The sequence below is a fragment of the Arthrobacter sp. zg-Y179 genome (assembly GCF_020907345.1).
GTDB classification, from domain to species: domain Bacteria; phylum Actinomycetota; class Actinomycetes; order Actinomycetales; family Micrococcaceae; genus Arthrobacter_B; species Arthrobacter_B jinronghuae.
Map to the genome: position 1 here is coordinate 1 of NZ_JAJJOB010000009.1, position 20581 is coordinate 20581.

Annotated in this window: 20 protein-coding genes; 8 read left to right on the top strand and 12 right to left on the bottom strand. The window is 66.0% G+C overall.

What is annotated here, in order from left to right:
- Positions 1–46 precede the first annotated feature (46 nt).
- Positions 47–841 (top strand): urease accessory protein UreD, encoded by a 795-nt coding sequence (locus LOC56_RS10740; protein ID WP_331460932.1) that lies wholly within the window; start codon positions 47–49, stop codon positions 839–841.
- Here LOC56_RS10740 and crcB read toward each other — a convergent pair.
- The 5 genes from crcB to LOC56_RS10765 are packed head-to-tail and all read right to left on the bottom strand — an operon-like array spanning position 780 to position 7469.
- A complete protein-coding gene (crcB, locus tag LOC56_RS10745) occupies positions 780–1157 on the bottom strand; it encodes a fluoride efflux transporter CrcB (RefSeq protein WP_229952269.1) in 378 nt (125 codons plus the stop codon). The genes LOC56_RS10740 and crcB overlap by 62 nt on opposite strands.
- Positions 1154–1606: a fluoride efflux transporter FluC gene (locus tag LOC56_RS10750; RefSeq protein ID WP_229952270.1), complete on the bottom strand. Its 453-nt coding sequence runs from the start codon at positions 1604–1606 to the stop codon at positions 1154–1156. Before LOC56_RS10750 ends, crcB begins: the two co-directional genes overlap by 4 nt.
- Complete coding sequence (locus LOC56_RS10755; RefSeq protein WP_229952271.1) at positions 1603–2004, bottom strand: hypothetical protein; 402 nt, start codon at positions 2002–2004, stop codon at positions 1603–1605. The genes LOC56_RS10750 and LOC56_RS10755 overlap by 4 nt, the downstream gene beginning before the upstream one ends.
- The gene (locus LOC56_RS10760; RefSeq protein ID WP_229952272.1) at positions 2004–5588 is read right to left on the bottom strand and encodes a S41 family peptidase; all 3585 of its coding nucleotides are present in this window, start codon (positions 5586–5588) and stop codon (positions 2004–2006) included. Before LOC56_RS10760 ends, LOC56_RS10755 begins: the two co-directional genes overlap by 1 nt.
- Before the next feature lie 51 nt (positions 5589–5639).
- On the bottom strand, positions 5640–7469 hold the full coding sequence (locus LOC56_RS10765) for a serine/threonine-protein kinase (protein WP_229952273.1): 1830 nt from the start codon (positions 7467–7469) through the stop codon (positions 5640–5642).
- 146 nt (positions 7470–7615) lie between these two features.
- On the opposite strand from LOC56_RS10765, the gene lipB reads away from it, so the two are divergent.
- The 3 genes from lipB to LOC56_RS10780 all read left to right on the top strand — a co-directional run bounded on the left by lipB (position 7616) and on the right by LOC56_RS10780 (position 10205).
- Entirely contained in the window at positions 7616–8344 is a 729-nt protein-coding gene (gene lipB, locus LOC56_RS10770) for a lipoyl(octanoyl) transferase LipB (protein WP_229952274.1), read from the top strand.
- A complete protein-coding gene (lipA, locus tag LOC56_RS10775) occupies positions 8341–9345 on the top strand; it encodes a lipoyl synthase (protein WP_229952275.1) in 1005 nt (334 codons plus the stop codon). Before lipB ends, lipA begins: the two co-directional genes overlap by 4 nt.
- 107 nt (positions 9346–9452) lie before the next feature.
- Positions 9453–10205 carry a DUF4191 domain-containing protein gene (locus LOC56_RS10780; protein WP_229952276.1) on the top strand — a complete coding sequence of 251 codons (753 nt, stop codon included), beginning with the start codon at positions 9453–9455 and terminating at the stop codon, positions 10203–10205.
- A gap of 51 nt (positions 10206–10256) precedes the next feature.
- Here LOC56_RS10780 and LOC56_RS10785 read toward each other — a convergent pair whose 3' ends face one another.
- The gene (locus LOC56_RS10785) at positions 10257–11318 is read right to left on the bottom strand and encodes an NAD-dependent epimerase/dehydratase family protein (RefSeq protein ID WP_229952277.1); all 1062 of its coding nucleotides are present in this window, start codon (positions 11316–11318) and stop codon (positions 10257–10259) included.
- Positions 11319–11357: 39 nt separating this feature from the next.
- Complete coding sequence (locus LOC56_RS10790) at positions 11358–11798, bottom strand: RDD family protein (protein ID WP_229952278.1); 441 nt, start codon at positions 11796–11798, stop codon at positions 11358–11360.
- Positions 11799–12045: 247 nt separating this feature from the next.
- Between LOC56_RS10790 and glnA the strand changes: the two genes are divergently transcribed.
- Both glnA and LOC56_RS10800 read left to right on the top strand, forming a co-directional pair.
- Positions 12046–13470 (top strand): type I glutamate--ammonia ligase, encoded by a 1425-nt coding sequence (gene glnA / locus LOC56_RS10795; RefSeq protein WP_229952279.1) that lies wholly within the window; start codon positions 12046–12048, stop codon positions 13468–13470.
- Positions 13471–13665: 195 nt separating this feature from the next.
- Positions 13666–14682: a zinc-dependent alcohol dehydrogenase gene (locus tag LOC56_RS10800; RefSeq protein ID WP_229952280.1), complete on the top strand. Its 1017-nt coding sequence runs from the start codon at positions 13666–13668 to the stop codon at positions 14680–14682.
- Between the two features lie 25 nt (positions 14683–14707).
- On the opposite strand, the gene LOC56_RS10805 is transcribed toward LOC56_RS10800, so the two are convergent.
- Together LOC56_RS10805 and LOC56_RS10810 are read right to left on the bottom strand one after the other, a co-directional pair.
- Complete coding sequence (locus LOC56_RS10805) at positions 14708–15361, bottom strand: hypothetical protein (RefSeq protein WP_227922547.1); 654 nt, start codon at positions 15359–15361, stop codon at positions 14708–14710.
- Between the two features lie 119 nt (positions 15362–15480).
- Complete coding sequence (locus LOC56_RS10810; protein WP_229952281.1) at positions 15481–15657, bottom strand: hypothetical protein; 177 nt, start codon at positions 15655–15657, stop codon at positions 15481–15483.
- Positions 15658–15919: 262 nt separating this feature from the next.
- On the opposite strand from LOC56_RS10810, the gene LOC56_RS10815 reads away from it, so the two are divergent.
- The gene (locus LOC56_RS10815; protein WP_229952282.1) at positions 15920–16591 is read left to right on the top strand and encodes an alpha/beta hydrolase family protein; all 672 of its coding nucleotides are present in this window, start codon (positions 15920–15922) and stop codon (positions 16589–16591) included.
- A gap of 188 nt (positions 16592–16779) precedes the next feature.
- On the top strand, positions 16780–17532 hold the full coding sequence (locus LOC56_RS10820; protein ID WP_229952283.1) for an alpha/beta hydrolase fold domain-containing protein: 753 nt from the start codon (positions 16780–16782) through the stop codon (positions 17530–17532).
- Between the two features lie 34 nt (positions 17533–17566).
- Here the strand turns inward: LOC56_RS10820 and LOC56_RS10825 are convergent, their stop codons facing one another.
- Genes LOC56_RS10825 through LOC56_RS10835 form a run of 3 tightly spaced genes read right to left on the bottom strand, consistent with a single transcriptional unit; the run spans position 17567 to position 20517 of the window.
- A complete protein-coding gene (locus tag LOC56_RS10825) occupies positions 17567–18277 on the bottom strand; it encodes an NUDIX hydrolase (RefSeq protein ID WP_229952284.1) in 711 nt (236 codons plus the stop codon).
- A gap of 54 nt (positions 18278–18331) precedes the next feature.
- Positions 18332–19060 (bottom strand): amino acid ABC transporter ATP-binding protein, encoded by a 729-nt coding sequence (locus tag LOC56_RS10830; RefSeq protein ID WP_229952285.1) that lies wholly within the window; start codon positions 19058–19060, stop codon positions 18332–18334.
- Positions 19057–20517, bottom strand: coding sequence for an amino acid ABC transporter substrate-binding protein/permease (locus LOC56_RS10835; RefSeq protein WP_227922557.1), 1461 nt, complete (start codon positions 20515–20517; stop codon positions 19057–19059). Before LOC56_RS10835 ends, LOC56_RS10830 begins: the two co-directional genes overlap by 4 nt.
- Positions 20518–20581 lie beyond the last annotated feature (64 nt).

The following is a 20581-nucleotide window of genomic DNA, read 5'->3' on the forward strand; positions in this document are numbered from 1 at the left end:
GGATCCCTCCCCGCCCGCCCCCCGCAGCACGGGGGGCCCGGGGGGCGTGACGCACCCGGCGCCCCTCTGTGCTGCTGGACGGGCCAGTACCCATTTTCCCGGGCCAGCAGTCCCCGTTGCAGATTTGAGCTTCGGCCCCGGCACTTCGGCGCATGTGACCACTCAGACCCAGACCAGGGTCTACCGCATGGACCATGACTACGCCTCCGCACTGATGAACATCACGGTCGAAGAAGGCGCCCGTGTGGAGTACCTGCCCGAGCCAGTGGTGCCCTTCGCCGCTTCGCGCTATTACCAGCAGACATCGGTGGTGATCGACGAGTCGGCAACCTTGATGCTCAGCGACACCATGTACGCGGGCAGGCTCGCCCGCGGGGAGCGGCACGCCTACGATGTGTACGCCTCCGACCTCGAGGTGCGGCGGCCGGACGGCGGGCTGGTTGCCCTGGACCGGGTTCGGCTCAGCCCGGGAGCGGGAGCCGACGGAGCGGTCTCCGGCGTCGGCGGGCTGGGCGTGCTTGCCAACCACGATGTGCTCGCCATGCTCTACGTCTTCACACCCCTTGTTCCGGCGGCCCAGCTCGCCGATACCCTGCACCGGTCCGGTCCCGCTCTCGTGGGTTCTGGCTGTGGTTGGAACCGTGGTGACGGCGGTGATGACGGTGATCATGCACGATTTTTCAGCTCCCACCTACACCTGGCCGTATATCCTCACCACTTGGGTGTTCCTGGTGATCGCCCACTACATTCCGGCAGCCAGACGCACGTGAGCGGGACATTTAGAGCGCTGCGCCCACCCAGAGGCCGACGGCGGCCGCCGCCACCGAGAGCACGAGCATAACCACACCGCTGATAAACGACGCGCCGTGGCGGCCCTGTTTGATCAGCTGAACCGTCTCGTAGCTCGCCGTACTGAAGGTGGTGTAGCCGCCGAGGAAGCCGGTACCGATGATATAGCTGAGGTCGGTCGGCACCAGGTGCACGAACACGACGCCGGTGAGCAGGCCGAGCACGAGGGAGCCGGACACGTTGATGATCGTCGTTGCCCACTGGAACGTCGTCTTAAGGTGGGCTCGGATCAGCCCGTCCACGATGAACCGCACCGCGGCACCGAATCCGCCGGCCAGCGCCAGCAGCAGGAAAATCCCGGGAGTCATGCAGCAGCCTCCTTCCCGCCGTCGTTCCGCCGGCCGGGACCATTGATGGCGCTCGCCACGGCGATGCCGGCCCAGGTGGCACAGGCACCGATAAGCACCGTGCCAAAGGCGTAGATCAGCGCGGCCCAGGGCAGCCCGTCACGAAAGAGCACGGCGGTGTCGGTGGCCAGCGAGCTGTAGGTCGTGAAGCCGCCGCAGAAGCCGGTCCCGAGCAGCAGTTTGAGATTCTTGCCGGTCGGGGCGCTGCCCAGGCGGGTGACGGCCTCATAGAGGTAGCCGAGGAGAAAGGCGCCGACCACGTTGATGATCGGAATCGCCACCGGCACCTCGCCGAGGTTCGGGATGAGCAGTGTAAGACCTTCGCTGCTGGCGGCACCGGCTGCGCCGCCGAGGAACACGAGACTGATGGGTGCCCAGCGCAGGTGCGGTGGGCGGAGACCGGCGCTCATCGCCCGGCCCGGGGCCGGCCCGGGCGAGCCCCGGTGTCACGGACGGGAATCCCGGCAGCATCAATGGCCGGGCGGGCGTCGAAGAAGACCACGCGCCCGTCCGCGAAGTCGGGGTCCATCGGGGAGGTGTGCATTAACCCGTCATGGGACTCGGCGGCGGCAAAGCCGGCAAGGACCACATGCGGCGGCCGGCCGGAGGAAACGCAGACGACGACCGGGTGGCTCTGGGGGGAATTCGACCTGGCGCCCTTGTTTCCGAAGGTACTCCCGGGGCCACCCGTCTTCAATGCCGGCAGGCCGCCGGTCCGCTGAGCGGCTGGGAACAGCACCACGTTCGAATGTACCGGCTGTACGCCAAGGACCCGGCCCCGCCGGAGCCGGGCCTTTGGCGCGGACATCAATGCCGGCTGTCCCTGGTTCCATCGGTGCTGCCCGTGCCGGCCGATACCGGGGCCGGAATGGGCAGGTCACCGTCCTCCTGCCGGCCCTCCCCCGCCAGGCCCTGCGGCCGCGGCGGCAGCGGAGCCGGCTGGAGGCTGCGGTACCCGGCAAGCGCCGGGGGCTCGTCCGTCGGCAGCTCGGAGAGCATTTCCCGCAGGATGCCCACACCGTGTTCCAGCTGCGGGTCGTCCCCGGACACATAGGCGTGCGGCGGGAAGGCAACCTCGATGTCCGGCTCCACTCCACGGTTTTCCACGCCCCAGCCCGCACCGCCCGTGAACCAGTAGGCGTGCCGCGGCTGGTTCACCGCGGTTCCGTCCACCAGGCTGAAGCGTCCGTCGATTCCGACGACTCCGCCCCAGGTGCGCGTGCCGACTACCGGGCCGATGCCCCGCAGCTTGGAGACCTGGGTGACGATGTCGCCGTCGGAACCGGCAAATTCGTCAGTGAGGATCACTACCGGTCCCCGCGGAGCATGTGACGGGTACGGTGTGGGCGTGCCCGCTCGGGGGTTGCTCCAGGCCGTGACCTTCCGCCCAATCAGCTCGGCAACCAGCTGGGACGTGTGCCCGCCGCGGTTCCGCCGGACGTCGACCACCAGGCCGCGCAGGGACGCCTCCTGGTCCAGGTCCCGGTGCAGCTGCGACCACCCGTTGGCCATCATGTCGGGGATATGCAGGTAGCCGAACTCGCCGTTGGAGGCTTCCCGAACGATGCGGCGGTTGGCGCTGACCCAGTTCTGGTAACGCAGGCGTTCCTCGCTCCGCAGCGGAACGACGGCGATCCGCCGCTGCTCCGGTGCGCCGTCCTTGCCGGCGGATACAACAGTCAGTTCGACGGTGCGGCCGGCGGCACCGGCGAGCAGGACTGCCGGTCCCTCGTTTGCGGGAACCGGCTGCCCGTCCACTGCCGCAATAACATCACCGGGGTGAACGCCGGCACCTGGAGCGGTCAAGGGAGACGTGGCCTCCGGATCGGAGGACTCAGCCCCGAGGATCCGGGCCACTTCCCACCCGCCGGTGCCGGGACGCAGATCGGCACCAAGGAAACCCTGGCCGCCGGATCCCTGTTCGGTGACCGGAACGGGAGTGACGTAGGCGTGGGAGGTGCCCAGTTCACCGTGCATTTCCCACAGCAGGTCCACAAGGTCGTCATGGCTGCCGAGGTTCTGCACCAGCGGGCGGTACCGGGCGTGGACGCCTTCCCAGTCCAGCCCGCCCATGTCCGGAGCCCAGAAGAAGTCCCGCTGCAGGCGCCACGCTTCATCGAAGGCCTGACCCCACATCTTCACGGGATCGATCCGGACCCGGATGCGCTCCAGGTCAACGCGGACGTTGTCGGCGGAGTCCTCCTCCACCCGGGCAGCAGCAGGGACCATCCGGACGCTGCCCTCGTGGCGCAGCACTACCTGGGTGCCGTCGCCGCTGACTTCGAAATCGTCCAGCGCCGGAACCAGGACGGAGACGTCCTTCTTCGCCAGGTCAAAGCGCTCCAGCCGGGAGGCCGGATCACGGTCCGCGGCCGAAGCACGGCCGTCGCCGGTCACCCCGTAGATGTCGGAGGCCTGCCAGAGAAGTCCGCCCTCTGCCGGACGGAGCTTTTCGTAGCGCCCCTGGGGTACCGGCACGGGGATCAGGCGGTCACCGATCCGCTCGGCGTCCACCTGCACCGGCGCCACCGTGTCCTGTGCCGCGTCTGACTCGGTTCCGGCCTCCGCCGTGGCCTTGGAGGCAGCTAGGGATGTCCCGGACACCGACGGGCCGAACGGCGAAGGCGTCCCGGCTGCCAGTGCAACGAGGAACGGTTTCGTGGAGGACGGGAAGCTGAGGTCGAACCGGTGGGTGTCGTACACCGGGTCGAAGCTCCGCTCCGAAAGGAACGCCAGGTAACGGCCGTCAGTGGTGAACGAGGGATCGTGGTCGGTAAACCGGCCGTCGGTTATATCGATCACGGGGGCTGCGGTATCCAGCACGGACCGCAGGCGGATCCGGGACCGGCCCTCGCCGCTGGACGGTTCGGCCCAGGCGAGCCACTGCGAGTCAGGAGAGAAAGCCAGCTGGTCGACGGCACCGAAGCCGGAGGACGCAACGGGGAACAGTTCGGCCGTGGCGACGTCCAGCACAAACACTTCACCGTATTCGGTGGAGACGCCCACGTGCTGTCCGTTCGGGCTGGGAACGAGCTGGCTGACGCGGGTGGCACTGCCGAACCCTACGCGGACGACGCCGGCGGTGGTGTCGGCTGCGGCACCCTCCTGCGCGCCTGCGCCGTGTACCGCGGCGTTGCCCGTTCCGGCGTCTCCGGCTCCGTCACCGATCGCCTGGGCGGCCGGAACGGCAGCACCGGAAGCGGACACCGGGCTGGGCAGAACCAAACCGTTGCCCTCGCCGGCACCGGCAGCAGGAACTCCCGCTCCTTCCTTGACAGCCGGACCTGCCGCATCCCTGGCAAGGTCGGCAAAAACGTCCTTGATATAGATCGCTTCTTCTCCGTTGCGGTCCGCCACGTACACGGCACGGGACCCGTCCAACGGCCTGCCCAGACGGGCGCGGACGGCCGAGTCTGCTTCGATCACGCGTGACGGCCCGTCCCGGTGGGTCAGCCAGTGCAGGGTTCCGTGGCTCTCCACCACGCTGGCAGTTCCCTGGGTATCAGGAACAACCGCTGACAAATGCTTTGCGACGTTAAGGGGACGCGGCCGGCGGGCAGTGCCGGCCGAGCCCAGGACGATGTCCAGCGGCTGCGCTTCGGCGTCCAGCGAAGACAGGAGCCAGATACGTCCCGCCGATTCAAACACGATCCGGCTGCCGTCGGAGGACGGGTGCCGAACATAGAAGCCTTCGAAGTCGGTGTGCCGTCGAAGATCGTTCCCCTGGGGCGTCACGGAATAGAGGTTGCCGTAGCCTTCATGGTCCGAAAGGAAGACCACCCGGCCGTCGATCCACATCGGGTCCGACAGGTTGCCGTCCAGTTCCGGCACAAGGCGAAGGAATTCTCCATTGCCGTCGGCGTCGATCCAGAGCTTTCCCGCGGTCCCGCCGCGGTAGCGCTTCCACCATGCCTGCTCACGGGTGAGCAGGCTCCCGATCACCATCGGGCGTTCATCGCCCACTGCGGGTCCTTCAGCGATGGTCTCCACCGGGCCGTACGGAAGCTTCACCGGCGCCGTGCCGTCGAGAGGAACCGCGAACGCCCAGCGCAGCCGGTTATCCTCCTGCTCCACAGAGCAGGTGGCAATGACGTGTCCGGCCGAGTTGAAGCCCTTGAGCCGCGTGCTTTGGCTGCCCCAGAAGGTCAGCTGCCGGAAGTTCCCGCCGTCGACGTCGGCCGTGACGATTTCCGGGGCACCGCCCTGGACCACCTGCCAGGCCAGCCGGCTCCCGTCCGGGGAGAACTTCGGGCTGCGGGCGGGCAGCTGCATCGCGGAAACCCGCCACGCGCGGCCGCCGCTGACCGGAGCCATCCAGACATCGTCTTCGGCGACAAAAGTGAGGAGGTCCCCGTGCAGATCGGGGTAACGGAGGTATGCAGTTGGGCTCATGGGATGATCCTATCTTTCGCCACGGACTTGTCCGTGTAGCCAGCAGCCTCACTATGGAGCCAGGATCCGGCTGATCCGCCATTGTCCCTCGTGTCGCACCAGCACCAGCAGCACCTCCTGCTGCTGTGCCTGCCCGTAACCCAGCACCGCCCCGGCGCTGTCAACCTGCGTGTAGCCGGAAACCTGCATCCGAACCCGCAGTTCGGCCGTTGCCGTTCCCTGCGGCGGAGCAGTCCAGCTGCCGGACACCACGGACACCTCCATGGCCAGGCCGGACAGGGCCTGCCCTTCCGCAGCCAGCCGGGCGACCTGGTCCTGGTCCGCCTGCAGCGCTTCCGACCCCGGAGCATTCACATAGTGAAGCAGCGCGGGGTCTGCGCTGCTAAAGGCCCTGCTCCGCAGTTCGGCGAGCGCGGGCAGGGCCTCGGCCGGGTCCTCGGCTGCCGTCTCTGCCCGGAGTGATTCCACGGTTTCTGCGGGTTCCCGCGTTGCGGACGGTGCTGGAGCTTCGGCCGTTGAAGCGCCGGGCGAGGGTGCCGCCGCCGGTGCGGAGGTGCTCTGGATTCCTTGGGAACCGCCGGGCGAGCCATCGCGGTCACCGGCACCTGCACCACGGGCCCGCAGGAGATCAGGGGCGGCGAGCGCTATCCCGGCAAGCAGCAGGACCGCAACAACCACCACTGTGGCTGCCACGGGAAAAACCCTGCTTCCAGTGGAGGAACTGCGTGATACGCGGCGGCGTCCTGCGTGCTGAGTCTCCCGCCTATCCCTTCCCCACCGACTGCTTCCCGCTGCACCCGGTCCCCCGCGTCTTCCGTTCGCCTGCGTGCGTCCGCGGCCCTGCCTTTGTCCGCGGTCCTGCCTTCGTCCAGGCGCCCTGCTCCGTCCCCGTTCCGGTTCCGGTCCGCCAGCTCCTCCGGACGGGCCCCGCTTCCACCGACGGCGTGTCCGTTTCTGGGTCGCGGCCCCGGCGGAGCCGGTCCTGCGCGTCAATAGTTCGGGATGAACATCCGGATGGACAGCGGCCACCAGGTCCACGGGCAGTGCGGGAGCGCCCCGGTATGCCGCCGCCGCAAATTCCCCCGCCGTGGGCCGTTCGGCGGGATCCTCCGCCAATCCCGCCTCCAGCAGGGCCGGCAGCTCCCGGCCCACGTCCGGAACCAGAATCGACAGCGGGGGACGGTCGCGGCTGGGCGGCGGCGTCCGTCCCGTCAGCAGAAACCAGCCCACCGCAGCCAGCGCATACATATCCATTGCTGCACCGAGCCCGGATTCTTCCCCGTCAGCAGCCTCAGGCGCAGCGAACCCGGGTGTCCCCGGCCGCTTCGCCCCGGGCTCCCCCAGCAGCCGCCCAGACCCAAAGTCCGCCAGCAACGGCCTGCCCTCTGCGGTGAACAGGATATTCCCCGGTGATACGTCCCCGTGGGCCGCACCCCGGGAATGGAGGTACCCCAAGGCTTCGGCAATCCCCACGAGGATGCTGACCGCTTCTCCGGGCTGGACCGCCCCCCGGGCAGCCACCAGACCCGCAGCACTGCCGCCGGCCGCATATCCGCTGAGGAGGCCCGCGCCGTGATTCGTCTCGACCACCGCGTGCATCCGCAGCAGATGCGGGTGCTCCAGGCGGGCAAGGACATTGACCTCCCGTCGGGCTTCGAAGGCGTTCAGCGCCCCGTCTGCCCCGGTTGCCGGGACTTTGAGCGCGAACGGAGCGCCGTCGTCGTCCCGCACCAGCCACACGGCAGCACTGCCGCCCACTCCCAGCAACCGCTCTACCCGGAAACCCGGCAGTTCGGGTGCCGCAGGTGCGGGAGGTGCCGGAATACCGCCACTGGCTGCGGAATGTCCCGCAGGGGGTTCCGCCGGCTGGGTCGTGTCCATGAAAGCAAAGTCTTACCCTCCGTCCCGGCCGCGGAGCAGTTATCCACAGGGTAGCGGGACGGGTGCGGGACGCCGGGAAACCATGCCGGCCGATCCCGCCTGAAGTGTGGTCCACATTACGTCTACGGAGGTCTAGGCTAGGGGCCATGGCTTTGGAGTTCACCCGCGTAGGCCTGTCTCCGCACTACGTGGAATATTCAGCAGGCTGGGACCTCCAGCAGCAGCTGCACCGGCAGGTACTTGAGGGCAAGGCACCGAACACGGTGCTGCTGCTTGAACACACCCCCGTCTATACCGCCGGGCGGCGTACTGAGCCGCACGAGCGGCCTTTCGACGGAACTGAAGTAGTCAACGTGGACCGCGGCGGGAAGCTGACCTGGCACGGTCCGGGACAGCTGGTGGGATATCCGATCCTGAAGCTCTCCGATCCCGCGCGTGTGCTGGCCTATGTTGACGCCCTGGAAGCGGCTGTCATCAGCGTGCTGCAGGACTACGCAATCCCCGGCGTCCGCGTCGAAGGCCGGTCGGGGGTGTGGGTCCGCGGGGACGGGCAACCCTTCGGGGTTCCGGACCGGAAGATTGCAGCCGTCGGTATCCGCGTCCACCAGGGCGTCACCATGCATGGATTTTCACTGAACTGCAGCAATGATCTGGCACCGTACAGCCAGATCATTGCCTGCGGCATCAGCGACGCGGGAACCACGTCGATCAGCGCCGAGACGGGACAGGCAGTGTCCCCGGCCGACGTCGTCGCCCGTGTGGAAGACGAACTTGCCGCCCGTGAGGCGGACCTGACCGGCACCATCCCCTCGAAGAACTCCCCCGGCATCGGCGCCGTGCCTGCCGGCAGCCGGCCGAAAGGAGCCCTGCTGTGACCCTCGCCCCTGAAGGACGGCGCCTGCTGCGCATCGAACAGCGCAACGCCGCTGTCCCCGTGGAACGGAAGCCCGAATGGATCAAGGCCAAGGTAAACATGGGCCCTGAATACGTGGAGCTGAAGAAGCAGGTCAAGAAGGAAGGCCTGCACACCGTCTGCGAGGAAGCAGGCTGCCCCAATATTTTCGAATGCTGGGAGGACCGTGAGGCAACGTTCCTCATCGGCGGGTCCGAATGCACCAGGCGCTGCGACTTCTGCCAGATCGACACCGGCAAGCCCTCGCCGCTGGACCTGATGGAACCCACCAAAGTGGCACGCTCGGTCCAGCAGATGAACCTGCGCTACGCCACTGTCACCGGTGTGGCCCGCGATGACCTCGAAGACGAGGGTGTCTGGCTCTATGCCGAAACGATCCGGAAAATCCACGAGCTGAACCCCGGTACCGGCGTCGAGATCCTGATTCCGGACTTCTCCGGGAAAGTGGAGCACATCATCGACATCTGCGAAGCCCTGCCTGAGGTCTTCGCCCACAACGTGGAAACGGTTCCCCGCCTGTTCAAGCGGATCCGGCCTGCCTTCCGCTATGAACGGTCCCTGGACGTCATCACGCAGGGTCAGAACATGGGCATGGTCACCAAGTCCAACCTGATCCTGGGCATGGGTGAGACGCGCGGGGAAATTTCCGGAGCGCTGAAGGACCTGCGGGACTCCGGGTGCGACCTGATCACCATCACCCAGTACCTGCGCCCCAGTGAACGCCATCTGCCGGTGGACCGCTGGGTCAAGCCGCAGGAATTCGTCGATATCAGCACCGAGGCAGAAGAACTGGGTTTCCTTGGCGTGATGAGCGGTCCCCTGGTTCGCTCCTCCTACCGTGCCGGAAGGCTCTGGGCTACGGCCATGCGCCGCAAGGGGCGCGAACTGCCTCCGCAGCTGGCCCACATCGAGGATTCCGGGAGCACACTCCAGGAGGCCTCCTCCATCCTCGCCCGCAGGTGACGCGGCCCGGCCCCCCGGGCACTGCGCCAACCCCTGCGTACCCTTATTCCGCCTAACCGCACGACGTTCCTAACCGCACGCCTTACATCACGTAGAATGAACTCATTATGGCCAAAAGCACCGATTCAGACGCATCCCAGAGCGCCCGCAAAGGCGTCTTTTCCCGCAAGCCGAAGGGGGAAAAGAAGCCCAAGAAGGAAGGGCGCATGAAGCAGATTGCCCAGGTCTTCAAGATGACCCGGCGCAATGACCCCAACGTTGTATGGCTGATGCTCGGCGCGTTCTTCGGCATCATCGCCGTGGGCCTGCTGATCGGCTTCCTGATCGACAACTGGATCACGATGCTCATCATCGCCATCCCGCTCGGCCTGCTCGCGGCAGTGTTCATCCTGTCCCGCCGTGCCGAACGGGCGGCATTCACGCAGATTGAGGGCCAGCCGGGAGCCTCCGGTGCTGCCCTGAGCGTGCTGCGCCGCGGCTGGATCCTTGAAGAACAGCCCGTCGCAGTGAACCCCCGCACCCAGGAAGCCGTGTTCCGGGCCATCGGCCGTCCCGGCATCGTCCTGGTCACCGAAGGTTCGCCCGCCCGAGCCAAGGCACTTGCCGACGGCGAACGGCGCCGGATGAACCGGATCGTCCCCAAGGTTCCCATCACGGTCATCCACACCGGGCGCGGCGAAGGCCAGGTTCCGCTGTCCAAGGTAGCGACCACCGCCAAGAAGCTCCCCAAGGCACTGACCAAGCAGGAAGTCGCCACCGTCAACAAGCGGCTCTCGGCGCTCGGCACCCGGCTGCCGATCCCCAAGGGCATCGACCCCTACCGCGCCCGTCCGGACCGCAAGGCAACCCGCGGACGCTAGCCGATTCTCCACCAAAAGGGCCCCCTTTACCGGGGGCCCTTTTGTTTTGTCCTAGGTCCCGTCCGGCAGCAGGGAATCCGTGTCCGCCAGCCGGGCCAGCAGGTCGTGTTCTTCCGCCAGGGTGAGTCCCGCTCCCCGCGGACGTCCGACGCCGGCGGCTTCTTCCCAGGCGAGGGTGTCCTTGAGCGTCTGCCGCAGCGGCCGAAGCCGAAGTCCGGCGGAATGCGCGCGTGCATTGGACCGGGCGTTCATGCCGTGCCAGTCCGGATCTTCCAACCACAGCGGCAGCGACCGGGGACCGGACCACTCGTTCACGCCCTGTTCACTGAGCCACTGCGGCGGGGCCGGTGCGCTGATCAGTGGAAGGGCGGTATCTGCCACCCGTGAGTTCCGTGCCCCTGGCTCCATGGCCCCTGCTGCCGCCGCTGCCTCGGCCAGGTGCTCTGAGAACGGCAGCGTCTTCCCCACTGCGTTGAACACTCCGGCGGTCCGCTGCTCAGCCACCAGCACGAGCCACTGCGCCAGGTCCCGGACGTCAATGAGCTGCGTCGGCTGGTGCGGCACGTCCGGCACGAGGACAGGGCCGCCCTGAGCGAAGCGCAGCGGCCAGTATCCGCTGCGGCCCGAGGTATCCCCCGGGCCGCCTATGAGCCCGGCACGGACTATGGCATGGGAGCCGTCGCCGAAGCCTGCAGCGACGGCCTGCTCGCAGGCGACCTTGGCGGGACCGTAGCTTTCCATGCTGTCCATGACGTCTGCCGCCAGGGGTGCCAGCAGCGGGGCATCCTCGTCCTGGCCGAATTCCCGTTGGCTGGCATAGACGTTGCCGGTGGAGACAAACACATAGAAGTCCGCGGCGGTTCTCAGGTCGCGGACCGAGCGGCGCACCTGGCCGGGCTGGCGGGAGACGTCGATGACGGCGTCCCAGTGCTCCTGCGCGGCTGCTGCGAGGCCGTCGTCGGCGTCGCGGTCCACCTGCAGAAAGGTGGTTCCGGCCGGCGGCTCGCCGGAGCTGCCCCGGGCAGCGCAGGTGACGTCATGGCCTTTAGCCAGTGCAGCGGCGGCGGTCTGATGTCCCAGCCAGGCGGTTCCGCCCAGAATCAGTAGTTTCATAGCTTGGAATCTGCCAGATTCTGAGGGCCGGTGGAAAGCCTAGTGCTTAACCTTCACCAGCACTGTACCCATGGCGCGGTCATGCAGTCCGCGCTGGTCGGCGTCGAACACCACCGCCGGAATCACCAGGCACAGCAGCAGCGTGCGGACAATCGCAGCCGGAATGCCCGCCGCGCGGCCGTCCATTTTCTGTACCTGCAGGCTGAAGATGCGGTGACCGATGCTGTAGCCGAGGAGGCTGAGGAGCAGGATCTGCTCGACGGCGAAGATCGCCAGGATGGCGAAGTCATCTCCGCCGAAGAGCCAGTAGGCAATGAGTGAGGCGATGGCCCAGTCGATGACCAAGGCACCCAGCCGTGGGCCGACGCGCGCAATGGACCCCGGGCCGGTACGCGGGCGGCCGAGGCGTTTGCCCGGCCACGTACTCTCATCGGAGGGAGGGCCTTCCAGCCAGGAACCTATATCGCTTCTATCGACCACGGTTAAAGACTACCCGGGTGGCAACGAGGGAAATGAACCATCCATTATCACTGTCCCCCATGGTTGCGGATAGGGTGGAAGGGAGACCATCGACTGCGTAACGTACCGGAAACACATGTGTCACCGCCGGGAAACCCGGCCCCTTTAGGGTCAAGGTGAGGCACCGGACGTTCAAAGGGCCCGGCGCCAGCCAGGTCTTGCAGCCCGAGATCTTCCACCCAAACAGTTGTATAGGAGCACATAAACGATGTTCAAGAACGCGGACGAAGTCCTCAGGTTCATCGCTGACGAGCAAGTGAAGTTCGTCGACATCCGATTCACCGACGTACCCGGAGTGCAGCAGCACTTCAACGTGCCGGCCAAAACCGTAGATGCCGATTTCTTCGTCAACGGTCAGCTGTTCGACGGCTCATCCATCCGCGGCTTCCAGGGCATTGCAGAGTCCGACATGCAGCTCATCCCGGATGTCACGACGGCGTTTATCGATCCCTTCCGCATCGAGAAGACCCTGGCGCTGAACTTCTCGATTGTGAACCCGCGTACCGGCGAGCCGTACCACCGCGACCCGCGCGGCGTTGCCGAGCGTGCCGAGGCGTACCTGGCATCCACGGGCATCGCCGACACGGCCTTCTTCGGTTCCGAGGCCGAGTTCTACATCTTCGACAACGTCCAGTACGAGTCCTCCCCCAAGGGCAGCTTCTACAAGGTGGACTCCGAGGAGGCGCCTTGGAACAGCGGCCGCGAGGAAGAGGGCGGCAACCTGGGCAACAAGACCCCGTACAAGGGCGGCTACTTCCCCGTGGCTCCTGTGGACAAGCAGGCCGACCTGCGCGATGCCATCAGCGTGGAGCTGGACAACGTAGGCCTCGAAGTCGAACGCGCCCACCACGAGGTCGGCGGTGCCGGTCAGGCTGAAATCAACTACAAGTTCACCACGCTGACGCATGCGGCCGACGATCTGCAGAAGTTCAAGTACATCGTCAAGAACGTCGCCGATGCCTGGGGCAAGTCCGCCACATTCATGCCGAAGCCGATCTTCGGTGACAACGGTTCAGGCATGCACTGCCACCAGTCGCTGTGGAACGGCGGCGTGCCGCTGTTCTACGACGAGAAGGGCTACGCCGGCCTCTCCGACCTGGCCCGCTGGTACATCGGCGGCCTGCTCAAGCACGCCTCCGCCGTGCTTGCCTTCACCAACCCGACGGTCAACTCCTACCGCCGCCTGGTTAAGGGCTTCGAAGCTCCCGTGAACATGGTCTACTCGCAGGGCAACCGTTCCGCAGCTATCCGCATCCCGATCACCGGTTCGAACCCGAAGGCCAAGCGCCTCGAGTTCCGCGCTCCGGACCCCTCCTCCAACCCGTACCTGGCGTTCTCCGCGCAGCTGATGGCGGGCCTGGACGGCATCAAGAACCGCATCGAGCCGGCGGACCCGATCGACAAGGACCTCTACGAGCTGCCGCCCGAAGAGGCCAAGCACATCCAGAAGGCCCCGGCCTCGCTCGAAGAGGCACTGGTTGCCCTGGAGAACGACAATGAGTTCCTCCAGGCCGGCGGCGTGTTCACCCAGGACATGATCGACAGCTGGATCTCGTACAAGCGCGAATTCGAAATCCTCCCGCTGGCACTGCGCCCGAACCCGTTCGAGTTCGAGCTGTACTACGGCGTTTAATCCGGTTCTGCAGTTGGGCCGCGGCTTGCCCGCAGCCGGACCGCAGTAACTGCCTGCCTATGGAAGCGGGGTCCCGACGTGACGGGACCCCGCTTTTTGCTGTGCAGGGCCGTTTCAGGAACCCCTTCACCATGGTCCGGCTCGCGTAGCATCGGGAGCGGGGAGGTCCCCGTCGTCACGAAGGAGAACACTGCTATGAAAGCTGTCTACGTCACCGGCCCGGACACCAACGAATGGGTTGAGGTTGAGCAGCCCACCGTCGGGCCCAGCGACGTCCTGCTGAAGATGAAGGCCTGCGGGATCTGCGGGTCAGACGCGTTTTACAGCCACATCGGCGGCATTCCGCCCCGACAGGGCGCAACCCCGCTCGGGCATGAACCGGCGGCCGAGGTGGCGGAAGTCGGCTCCGAGGTGGACGGCATCGCGGTAGGCGACCACGTGGTGATTGACACGATGGCTTTCACTGACGGGCTGCTCGGCAGCGGCGGCGCGCAGGGCGGGCTCTCGGAGTACGTGGTGGTTCACGATGCAGCTCCCGGCCGCCAGCTCAAGGTCATTCCCAAGGACATTCCGTGGGAAGTGGCCGCCCTGAACGAACCGATGGCGGTGGCCCTCCACGCCGTGAACCGCACCAATCCCATGCCCGGCGACAAAGTGGTGATCTTCGGTGCCGGTCCGATCGGCCTCGGTGCCCTCCTCGGCTACCGACGCCGCGGGGTGTCCCACATCGTCGTCGTCGACGTTATCGCGTCCCGGCTTCAGAAGGCCCTCCAGATCGGCGCGGACGCCGTCATCAACTCCGCAGAGGAGGACCTTGCCGCCCGGCTCGTGGAGCTGCACGGTGATGGGGCAACCATGATGGTCCGCGGGATCCGGTCAGGTACCGACATCTTCCTGGACGCGGCTGGCGCACCCGTCATCCCCGCTACCGTCGCCGGCCTCGCGAAGCAGGGAGCAGTGCTCGGCGTCGTGGCGGTCCACAAGAAGCCCGTCGAGCTCGACTTCGGCACGATCCTCACCACCGAACTCACCATCGTCTTTGCCATGGGCTATCCGACGGAGATCTTCGAAGTGACCGAGGACATCATCGAAAACTGGCAGAAGTACGCGCTGATCATCAGCGACACGCTGCCCTTCGATAAGGCGTTGGACGCCCTCACCCTGGCACAGACCCCGGGTGCTGCCGACAAGGTGGTCGTGACCTTCGACTAGCGCCGGATCCCGGTCTTCCCGGCGGCTACAGCGTCACGCCGTCGGGAAGGTCCGGTGCATCGAATTTTTGCCGGTCGCACTCGGCCTTCAGCTGCGGGTAGGTGGCGGCAATCAGGTCCAGGATGCGGTTGCGGACCACCAGGTAAGCCTCGCCGACGCCCACCACGCCCTTGAATTCCTTGAGTTCCTCCTCGTAGGAGGTCTGCTGGTGGCGCAGGTAGTTCACGGTAAGCCGGTTCAGCCGCGACGGTGCCGTGGAGAGGCTGGCCGGGGACTGCTTGCCGCGGAGCCGGCCGTTGAAATGCTCGATCGCCTTGCGCTGCATGGTTTCCCACGGCTCGGGAACAATGCGCAGCTCCAGCGCCTCGGCGACGGCGACTGCCGCCTTCTTCTTCACCAGGGCACGTTCCCGCGCCGCCAGCTGCCGGTTACGGGAGGCTTCACGGGCCTTGGCATACTCCGGTGTGGCCTCGATGGCTTCCACGCGTTCCAGGGCGTAGAGCTTCATGGGGGCTGCCTTGCGGGAAAACGGGTTCCGGGCTGTCTTGTCCGGTTCGGGCAGGAAGGTTTTGATCTGCCCGTCGGTCCAGCCCCGTTCCTTCTTCAGGTCATTGGCGATGAGCATGCCCTCGCTGTTTGCCGGTTTCGGACGCGGCGGATGGTGTTTGCCTCTGGGCACGGTGCTCCCCGGATGTAGAAATGGTGGTTTTCCTATTCTAGGAGTCCGCTGTCCCCGGTCCTTCAATGCAAAAACGCCGCCATTCCCGGGTGGGAACGACGGCGGAGACTTCTTCTGCGCTAGGCGGTGGCCTCAGCGGTGACCTGGCTCGCGGCCGGTTCTGCGTTCAGCATTGCGACCTCTGCTGCCGACACTCCCCCGGCAACCAGCGCGCATCCGGCCGCAATGGCCGTGATCTGTGCGGTGAATCGAGAAGTGGTGGTCCTGCTGCGTGTGACATTGACGTGCTTCAACATATAGCTGATGCTCCCTTCGAGAGGCATGGGATAGCACTCCGGACACACTGAATCGATGTGCCGAAAAGCGGTGGCTTCTGCGCCGGAGTGGTGGTTTTGCGGTTCGTCGCCCAAGGCGGACCGCGGAATTCAGGAGAGGCTGCGCGTGCTGCACTTACTGGCTGCGCTTATGGGGCCTTCGGATCCTGTCCGCTATCCAGTCTACTGGTATTACCTTCTGGGCTCAAGGTGCAAAGCGCGGGATGGCAGTACGTTTGAACACATGCAAGTTGATCATCTTGACCTGTCCATTCCCGTCGGCGAGGGGAACGTATCCGCCGTATTGTCCCGTCCCGAGGGCGCGGACGTGACCGTCGTCGTCGCCCATGGAGCCGGAACCGGAATGGAGCATCCCTTCCTCACCGGGTTCACCGGGGCCCTGAACGACGGCGGCGCGGCCACCCTGCGCTTCAACTTTCCGTACCGCGAAGCCGGGAAGAAGTTTCCGGACAGGGCTCCCGTGGCCGTGGAAACGTGGAAGGCCGTTATGGCCACTGTGGCGGAGCGCGACGACGCCGGGCCGGTCTGGGCGTGCGGGAAGTCCTTCGGCGGCCGGATGGCGTCCATGGCGGTCGCTGAAGGCATGCCTGCGGCCGGCCTGGTGTACCTGGGCTACCCGTTGCATCCGCCCGGCAAGCCGGAGAAGCTGCGCGACGAGCACTTATACGGCCTGGCCCTGCCGATGCTGTTCCTGCAGGGCACCCGGGACACTTTCGCCCTGCCCGGCGAGCTGGAACCGGTGGCCGAGCGGATTGGTCCGAACGCCAGGGTTGAACGGATCGAAGGCGGGAACCACTCCTTTGAGGTGCGCGGACAGAAGCGCATGCCTGACGTGATTGGTGCCGGACTCGCTGAGCCGGTCCTGCGGTTTATCCGGGAGGGCGCGAAGTCGTGAGCACGGTGTCGCCCGAAGACCATGCAGGCCGGGAGGAAATGACACCCAGTTTTCGGATGAGGCTGTTGACGCCGTACCTGAGACTGACTCGGAAGCCCCTGACCGCCACGGCGGAACGCGCGGAGGCAAGATTGGCGCGGGGCAGGCAGTCTGCCCCGCCGCCCCGAAGCCTGCTGCGAAAGTTCCGTGTGGAACAGCGGAGCGTGGAGGGGTTCTCCTGCTATTCGGTGATGCCGCGGCCGGTGGCTGCCTCGGCTGGGAGCCCAAAACCCTCCGCGGTGCTGTACCTGCATGGGGGGTCGTACATCAGCCCGATCAGCACCTGGCACTGGCGGTTCATCGCCCGTCTGGCGGCAGCGGGCCACCGGGTGGAGGTTCCGCTGTACGGTCTGGCCCCGGATTACAGCCATCGTGATGCACCAGCACTGCTGGCGTCCGTGTACCGGCGGCTGCTCGAAGACTACGATTCCCAAGATGTGGCTTTTATGGGCGATTCAGCCGGTGGCGGGCTGGCCCTGGCCTTTGCCCAGCAACTGTCGGAATGGTCGCTGCCCCAGCCGCGGCGTTTGATTCTGCTCTCCCCCTGGGTGGACGTGGCGATGGAAAATCCGGAGCTTGCCGCGGTTGAAGCGGTGGATCCGTGGCTAAGCCGTGCCGGACTGCGGGTTGCGGCGCGTGCCTGGGCTTCGGGTGACGCCTTGACGGATCCGCGGGTCAGTCCCGTCAACGGCACACTGTCGGGACTGCCGCCGACGGACCTGTTTGTCGGAACCCATGACCTGCCCTATCCCGATGTGCTCAAGCTGGAAAGACTCCTGAAGTCGGCCGGCATCCCTGTTTCGCTGCATATCGCCGACGGCGGGGTCCATGTTTATCCCCTGCTTCCCGTGCCTGAAGGCATGGCTGCAAAGAAGAAGATTCTGGAGCTGCTGCAGCCTTGAGCACTCAGCCGCGGGCCCATCCCGGAGCGCCTGGCTAAGGGGTGCGCTCATAGCGCCAGGCCGTCTTGTCCATCACGAGCCGGTGCCGCGCCGGCAGGGAAGCATCCGACGCCGGCGTAGGAGATCCGCCGCCGGCCGCGCCGGAAGCGCCCCCGGCGCCGTCGTACTCCTCGTCACCGGCCCAGGCCAGGACCGTCGCGGGCTCGTATCCGGCGAGGGGACGGGTCCGGAAGGTTTCCGGTTCAGCACCCGCAATCCGGACCAGGGCCGCAGCCGCGGAGGTATCGGAGGTCAGGGAGTGCAGGGTGACCCAGGTGGGTGCAACCAGCTGCATCAGCCCGTTGCGGTGCCGGTCCAGCGCCTCCGCCGGCAGGAGCCACAGGTGGTTGAGCAGCTCCCCCGGATTGAGCCGGATATCTCCGGAAGGAGCCTTCGCGGCAAAGAACCAGGTCTGGTAGCGCCTCGGGATGTTCTCCGGAGGGATCCAGCAGGAAAGCGGGACCAGGTCCGCGGCAGGAAGGACCAGCCCGGTTTCTTCAGCGGTTTCGCGTACTCCGGCGCGTACAGCCGCCGCTGCTTCCGGCTCTCCCTCCACACGGTCTTCCGGGTCCACCCGGCCGCCGGGGAAGACCCAGGCACCGCCGAAGGAGCCCGCAGTCGGCCGCTCGAGCAGCAGCACTTCGGGGCCGGCGTCGGAATCCCGCAGCAGTACGACAGTGGCCGCCGTACCGGTTAGTTCGCTCATTCAGAAGAGCATAACCAATACCGTCGGCGGCCACCGTAAAAAGCGTCCGGAGCGCTAGAGCACCTTGGCCAGGAAGTCCTGGAGCCGCGGAGCCTGCGGGCTGCCGAAGAGCAGGGCCGGGGTGTTCTCTTCGACGATGTTGCCGTCGGCCATGAAGATCACGCGGTCGGCCACTTCGCGGGCGAAGCCCATTTCGTGGGTAACAACGACCATGGTCATGCCTTCCCGGGCCAGGTCACGGATGACCTGCAGCACTTCGCCCACCATTTCCGGGTCGAGGGCCGAGGTGGCCTCGTCGAAGAGCATGATGTCAGGCTGCATGGCCAGCGCCCGGGCAATAGCCACACGCTGCTTCTGGCCGCCGGAAAGCTGCGCGGGACGGGCATCGGCCTTGTCTGCCAGGCCAACCCGGTCCAGCAATGCCAGCGCGGTCTTGCGGACCTCGGCCTTCGGGGCCTTCTTCAGCTGCACCGGAGCGAGCATGATGTTGTCCAGCACGCTCATGTGCGGGAACAGGTTGAAGTGCTGGAAGACCATGCCGATGTGCTGGCGCACCTCGTTCAGGTTCACCTTCGGATCGGTGAGGTCAAAACCGTCGACCTTCACCGTGCCGCCGGTGATGTCTTCGAGCTTGTTCAGGCAACGCAGGAACGTGGACTTCCCGGAGCCGGAGGGGCCGATCACGCAGACCACTTCACCCTCGGCCACGCTGACGTCCAGGCCCTTGAGGACCTCGTTGGATCCGTAGGACTTCCGTAGTCCGATGGTTTGGATCTTGCTCACTTGTTAAACCTCTTATCCAGGACGTCCGCCAGCTTGGTCAGCAGCGTAATGACGATGAAGTACAGGGCAGCCACGATGATCAGGACCTCCGCGGTACGGAAGTTCACCGCGTAGATCTGCTGGCCCTGGTACGTCAGCTCCGCAAAGCCGATGACGGCCAGCAGGGAGGTGTCCTTCAAGGTAATGACGAACTGGTTGATGAAGGAAGGCGTCATGATCTTGATGGCCTGGGGAATGATGACCTTCTGCATGGTCTTCCCGTAGCCCAGTCCGAGGCTGCGTGCCGCTTCCATCTGGCCGGGATCCACGGACTGGATGCCGCCGCGGACAATCTCGGTCATGTAGGCGCCGGCGTTCAGGCTCAGGGTCAGCACGCCGGCCGTCAGCACGTCCACCGGCTGGCCGATGATCTGCGGCAGGCCGAAGTAGAAGAAGAAGGCCTGCACCAGCACCGGGGTGCCGCGGAAAATGCTCACGTACACGGTGGCGATGCCGCGCAGGATCTTTGACGAGCCGACCTTCAGGAAGCCGAAGAACACGCCCAGGACGAGCGCGAAGAGCAACGACAGTGCGGTTGCCAGCAGGGTCAGGCCCATGCCCTTGGCGAAGGCCGGGCCATTGTCCGTGATGAGGGACCAGAAGCTTGAGTCCTTGGCGCCGGCTTCCAGATAGGTATCCAGGATTTCGTCGTATTCGCCGCTTTCCTTCAGGTCGGCGAGACCGGCGTTGAAGGCGGTGAGGAGTTCGGGGTTGGCACCCTTGTTCACGGCGAAACCGTACGAGCTGCCGGCTTCCTTCTCGGTGACGGTCTTCAGGCCGTTGCCGGAGGCCACACCGTAGGCAAGCACGGGGTAATCATCAAACACGGCCACGGAGCCGCCGGCCTTGACGTCGTCGTACATCTGGGCGGACTGCGCGAACGCAACCACCTCAAAGCCGTACTCGTCCTTGATGGACTCGGCGAACGTCTGACCTTCGGTCCCTGTCTTGACCGCTACGCGCTTGCCGCGCAGATCCTCGTACCCGGCGACGTCGTCGTTGTTCTCGGCGACGGCCATCTGGATGCCGGACTCGAAGTACGGATCCGAGAAGTCGAAGACCTGCCGGCGCTCGTCGGTGATGGACATTCCGGCGATAACGCCGTCCACCTGGTTGGACTGCAGCGACTGCAGTGCCGCGTCAAAGCCGAGGGACTGGATTTCGACATTGAAGCCCTCCTCCTCGGCGATTGCGTTGAGAAGGTCCATGTCGATACCGACCAGTTCGCCGTTTTCACGGAATTCGAACGGTGCGAAGGTGGTATCGGTGCCGATGACGAAGGTCTCACCCTCGACGCCGTCCGCTGCAAAGGCTCCGGCCGCAGGTATCCCCAGCAGCAAAGCCAGGGTTGCGAGGAAGGTGGTCAGCGGTACGGCCAGTTTAGCCGGGCCCTTTAAGGCCCGTTTGCCACTAAGCAAAGTAAACGTCTCCTAGCTCTTTCACTGCGGCCCACGCCGCAAATGCCCTCATAGAGCGTACCTA

What these genes read in the sequence shown, in the direction of transcription:
- crcB (WP_229952269.1), bottom strand. Translation starts at nt 1,157, where the DNA reads ATGACTCCCGGGATTTTCCTGCTGCTGGCGCTGGCCGGCGGATTCGGT.
- LOC56_RS10750 (WP_229952270.1), bottom strand. Translation starts at nt 1,606, where the DNA reads ATGAGCGCCGGTCTCCGCCCACCGCACCTGCGCTGGGCACCCATCAGT.
- LOC56_RS10755 (WP_229952271.1), bottom strand. Translation starts at nt 2,004, where the DNA reads ATGTCCGCGCCAAAGGCCCGGCTCCGGCGGGGCCGGGTCCTTGGCGTA.
- LOC56_RS10760 (WP_229952272.1), bottom strand. Translation starts at nt 5,588, where the DNA reads ATGAGCCCAACTGCATACCTCCGTTACCCCGATCTGCACGGGGACCTC.
- LOC56_RS10765 (WP_229952273.1), bottom strand. Translation starts at nt 7,469, where the DNA reads ATGGACACGACCCAGCCGGCGGAACCCCCTGCGGGACATTCCGCAGCC.
- lipB (WP_229952274.1), top strand. Translation starts at nt 7,616, where the DNA reads ATGGCTTTGGAGTTCACCCGCGTAGGCCTGTCTCCGCACTACGTGGAA.
- LOC56_RS10780 (WP_229952276.1), top strand. Translation starts at nt 9,453, where the DNA reads ATGGCCAAAAGCACCGATTCAGACGCATCCCAGAGCGCCCGCAAAGGC.
- LOC56_RS10785 (WP_229952277.1), bottom strand. Translation starts at nt 11,318, where the DNA reads ATGAAACTACTGATTCTGGGCGGAACCGCCTGGCTGGGACATCAGACC.
- glnA (WP_229952279.1), top strand. Translation starts at nt 12,046, where the DNA reads ATGTTCAAGAACGCGGACGAAGTCCTCAGGTTCATCGCTGACGAGCAA.
- LOC56_RS10800 (WP_229952280.1), top strand. Translation starts at nt 13,666, where the DNA reads ATGAAAGCTGTCTACGTCACCGGCCCGGACACCAACGAATGGGTTGAG.
- LOC56_RS10810 (WP_229952281.1), bottom strand. Translation starts at nt 15,657, where the DNA reads ATGTTGAAGCACGTCAATGTCACACGCAGCAGGACCACCACTTCTCGA.
- LOC56_RS10815 (WP_229952282.1), top strand. Translation starts at nt 15,920, where the DNA reads ATGCAAGTTGATCATCTTGACCTGTCCATTCCCGTCGGCGAGGGGAAC.
- LOC56_RS10825 (WP_229952284.1), bottom strand. Translation starts at nt 18,277, where the DNA reads ATGAGCGAACTAACCGGTACGGCGGCCACTGTCGTACTGCTGCGGGAT.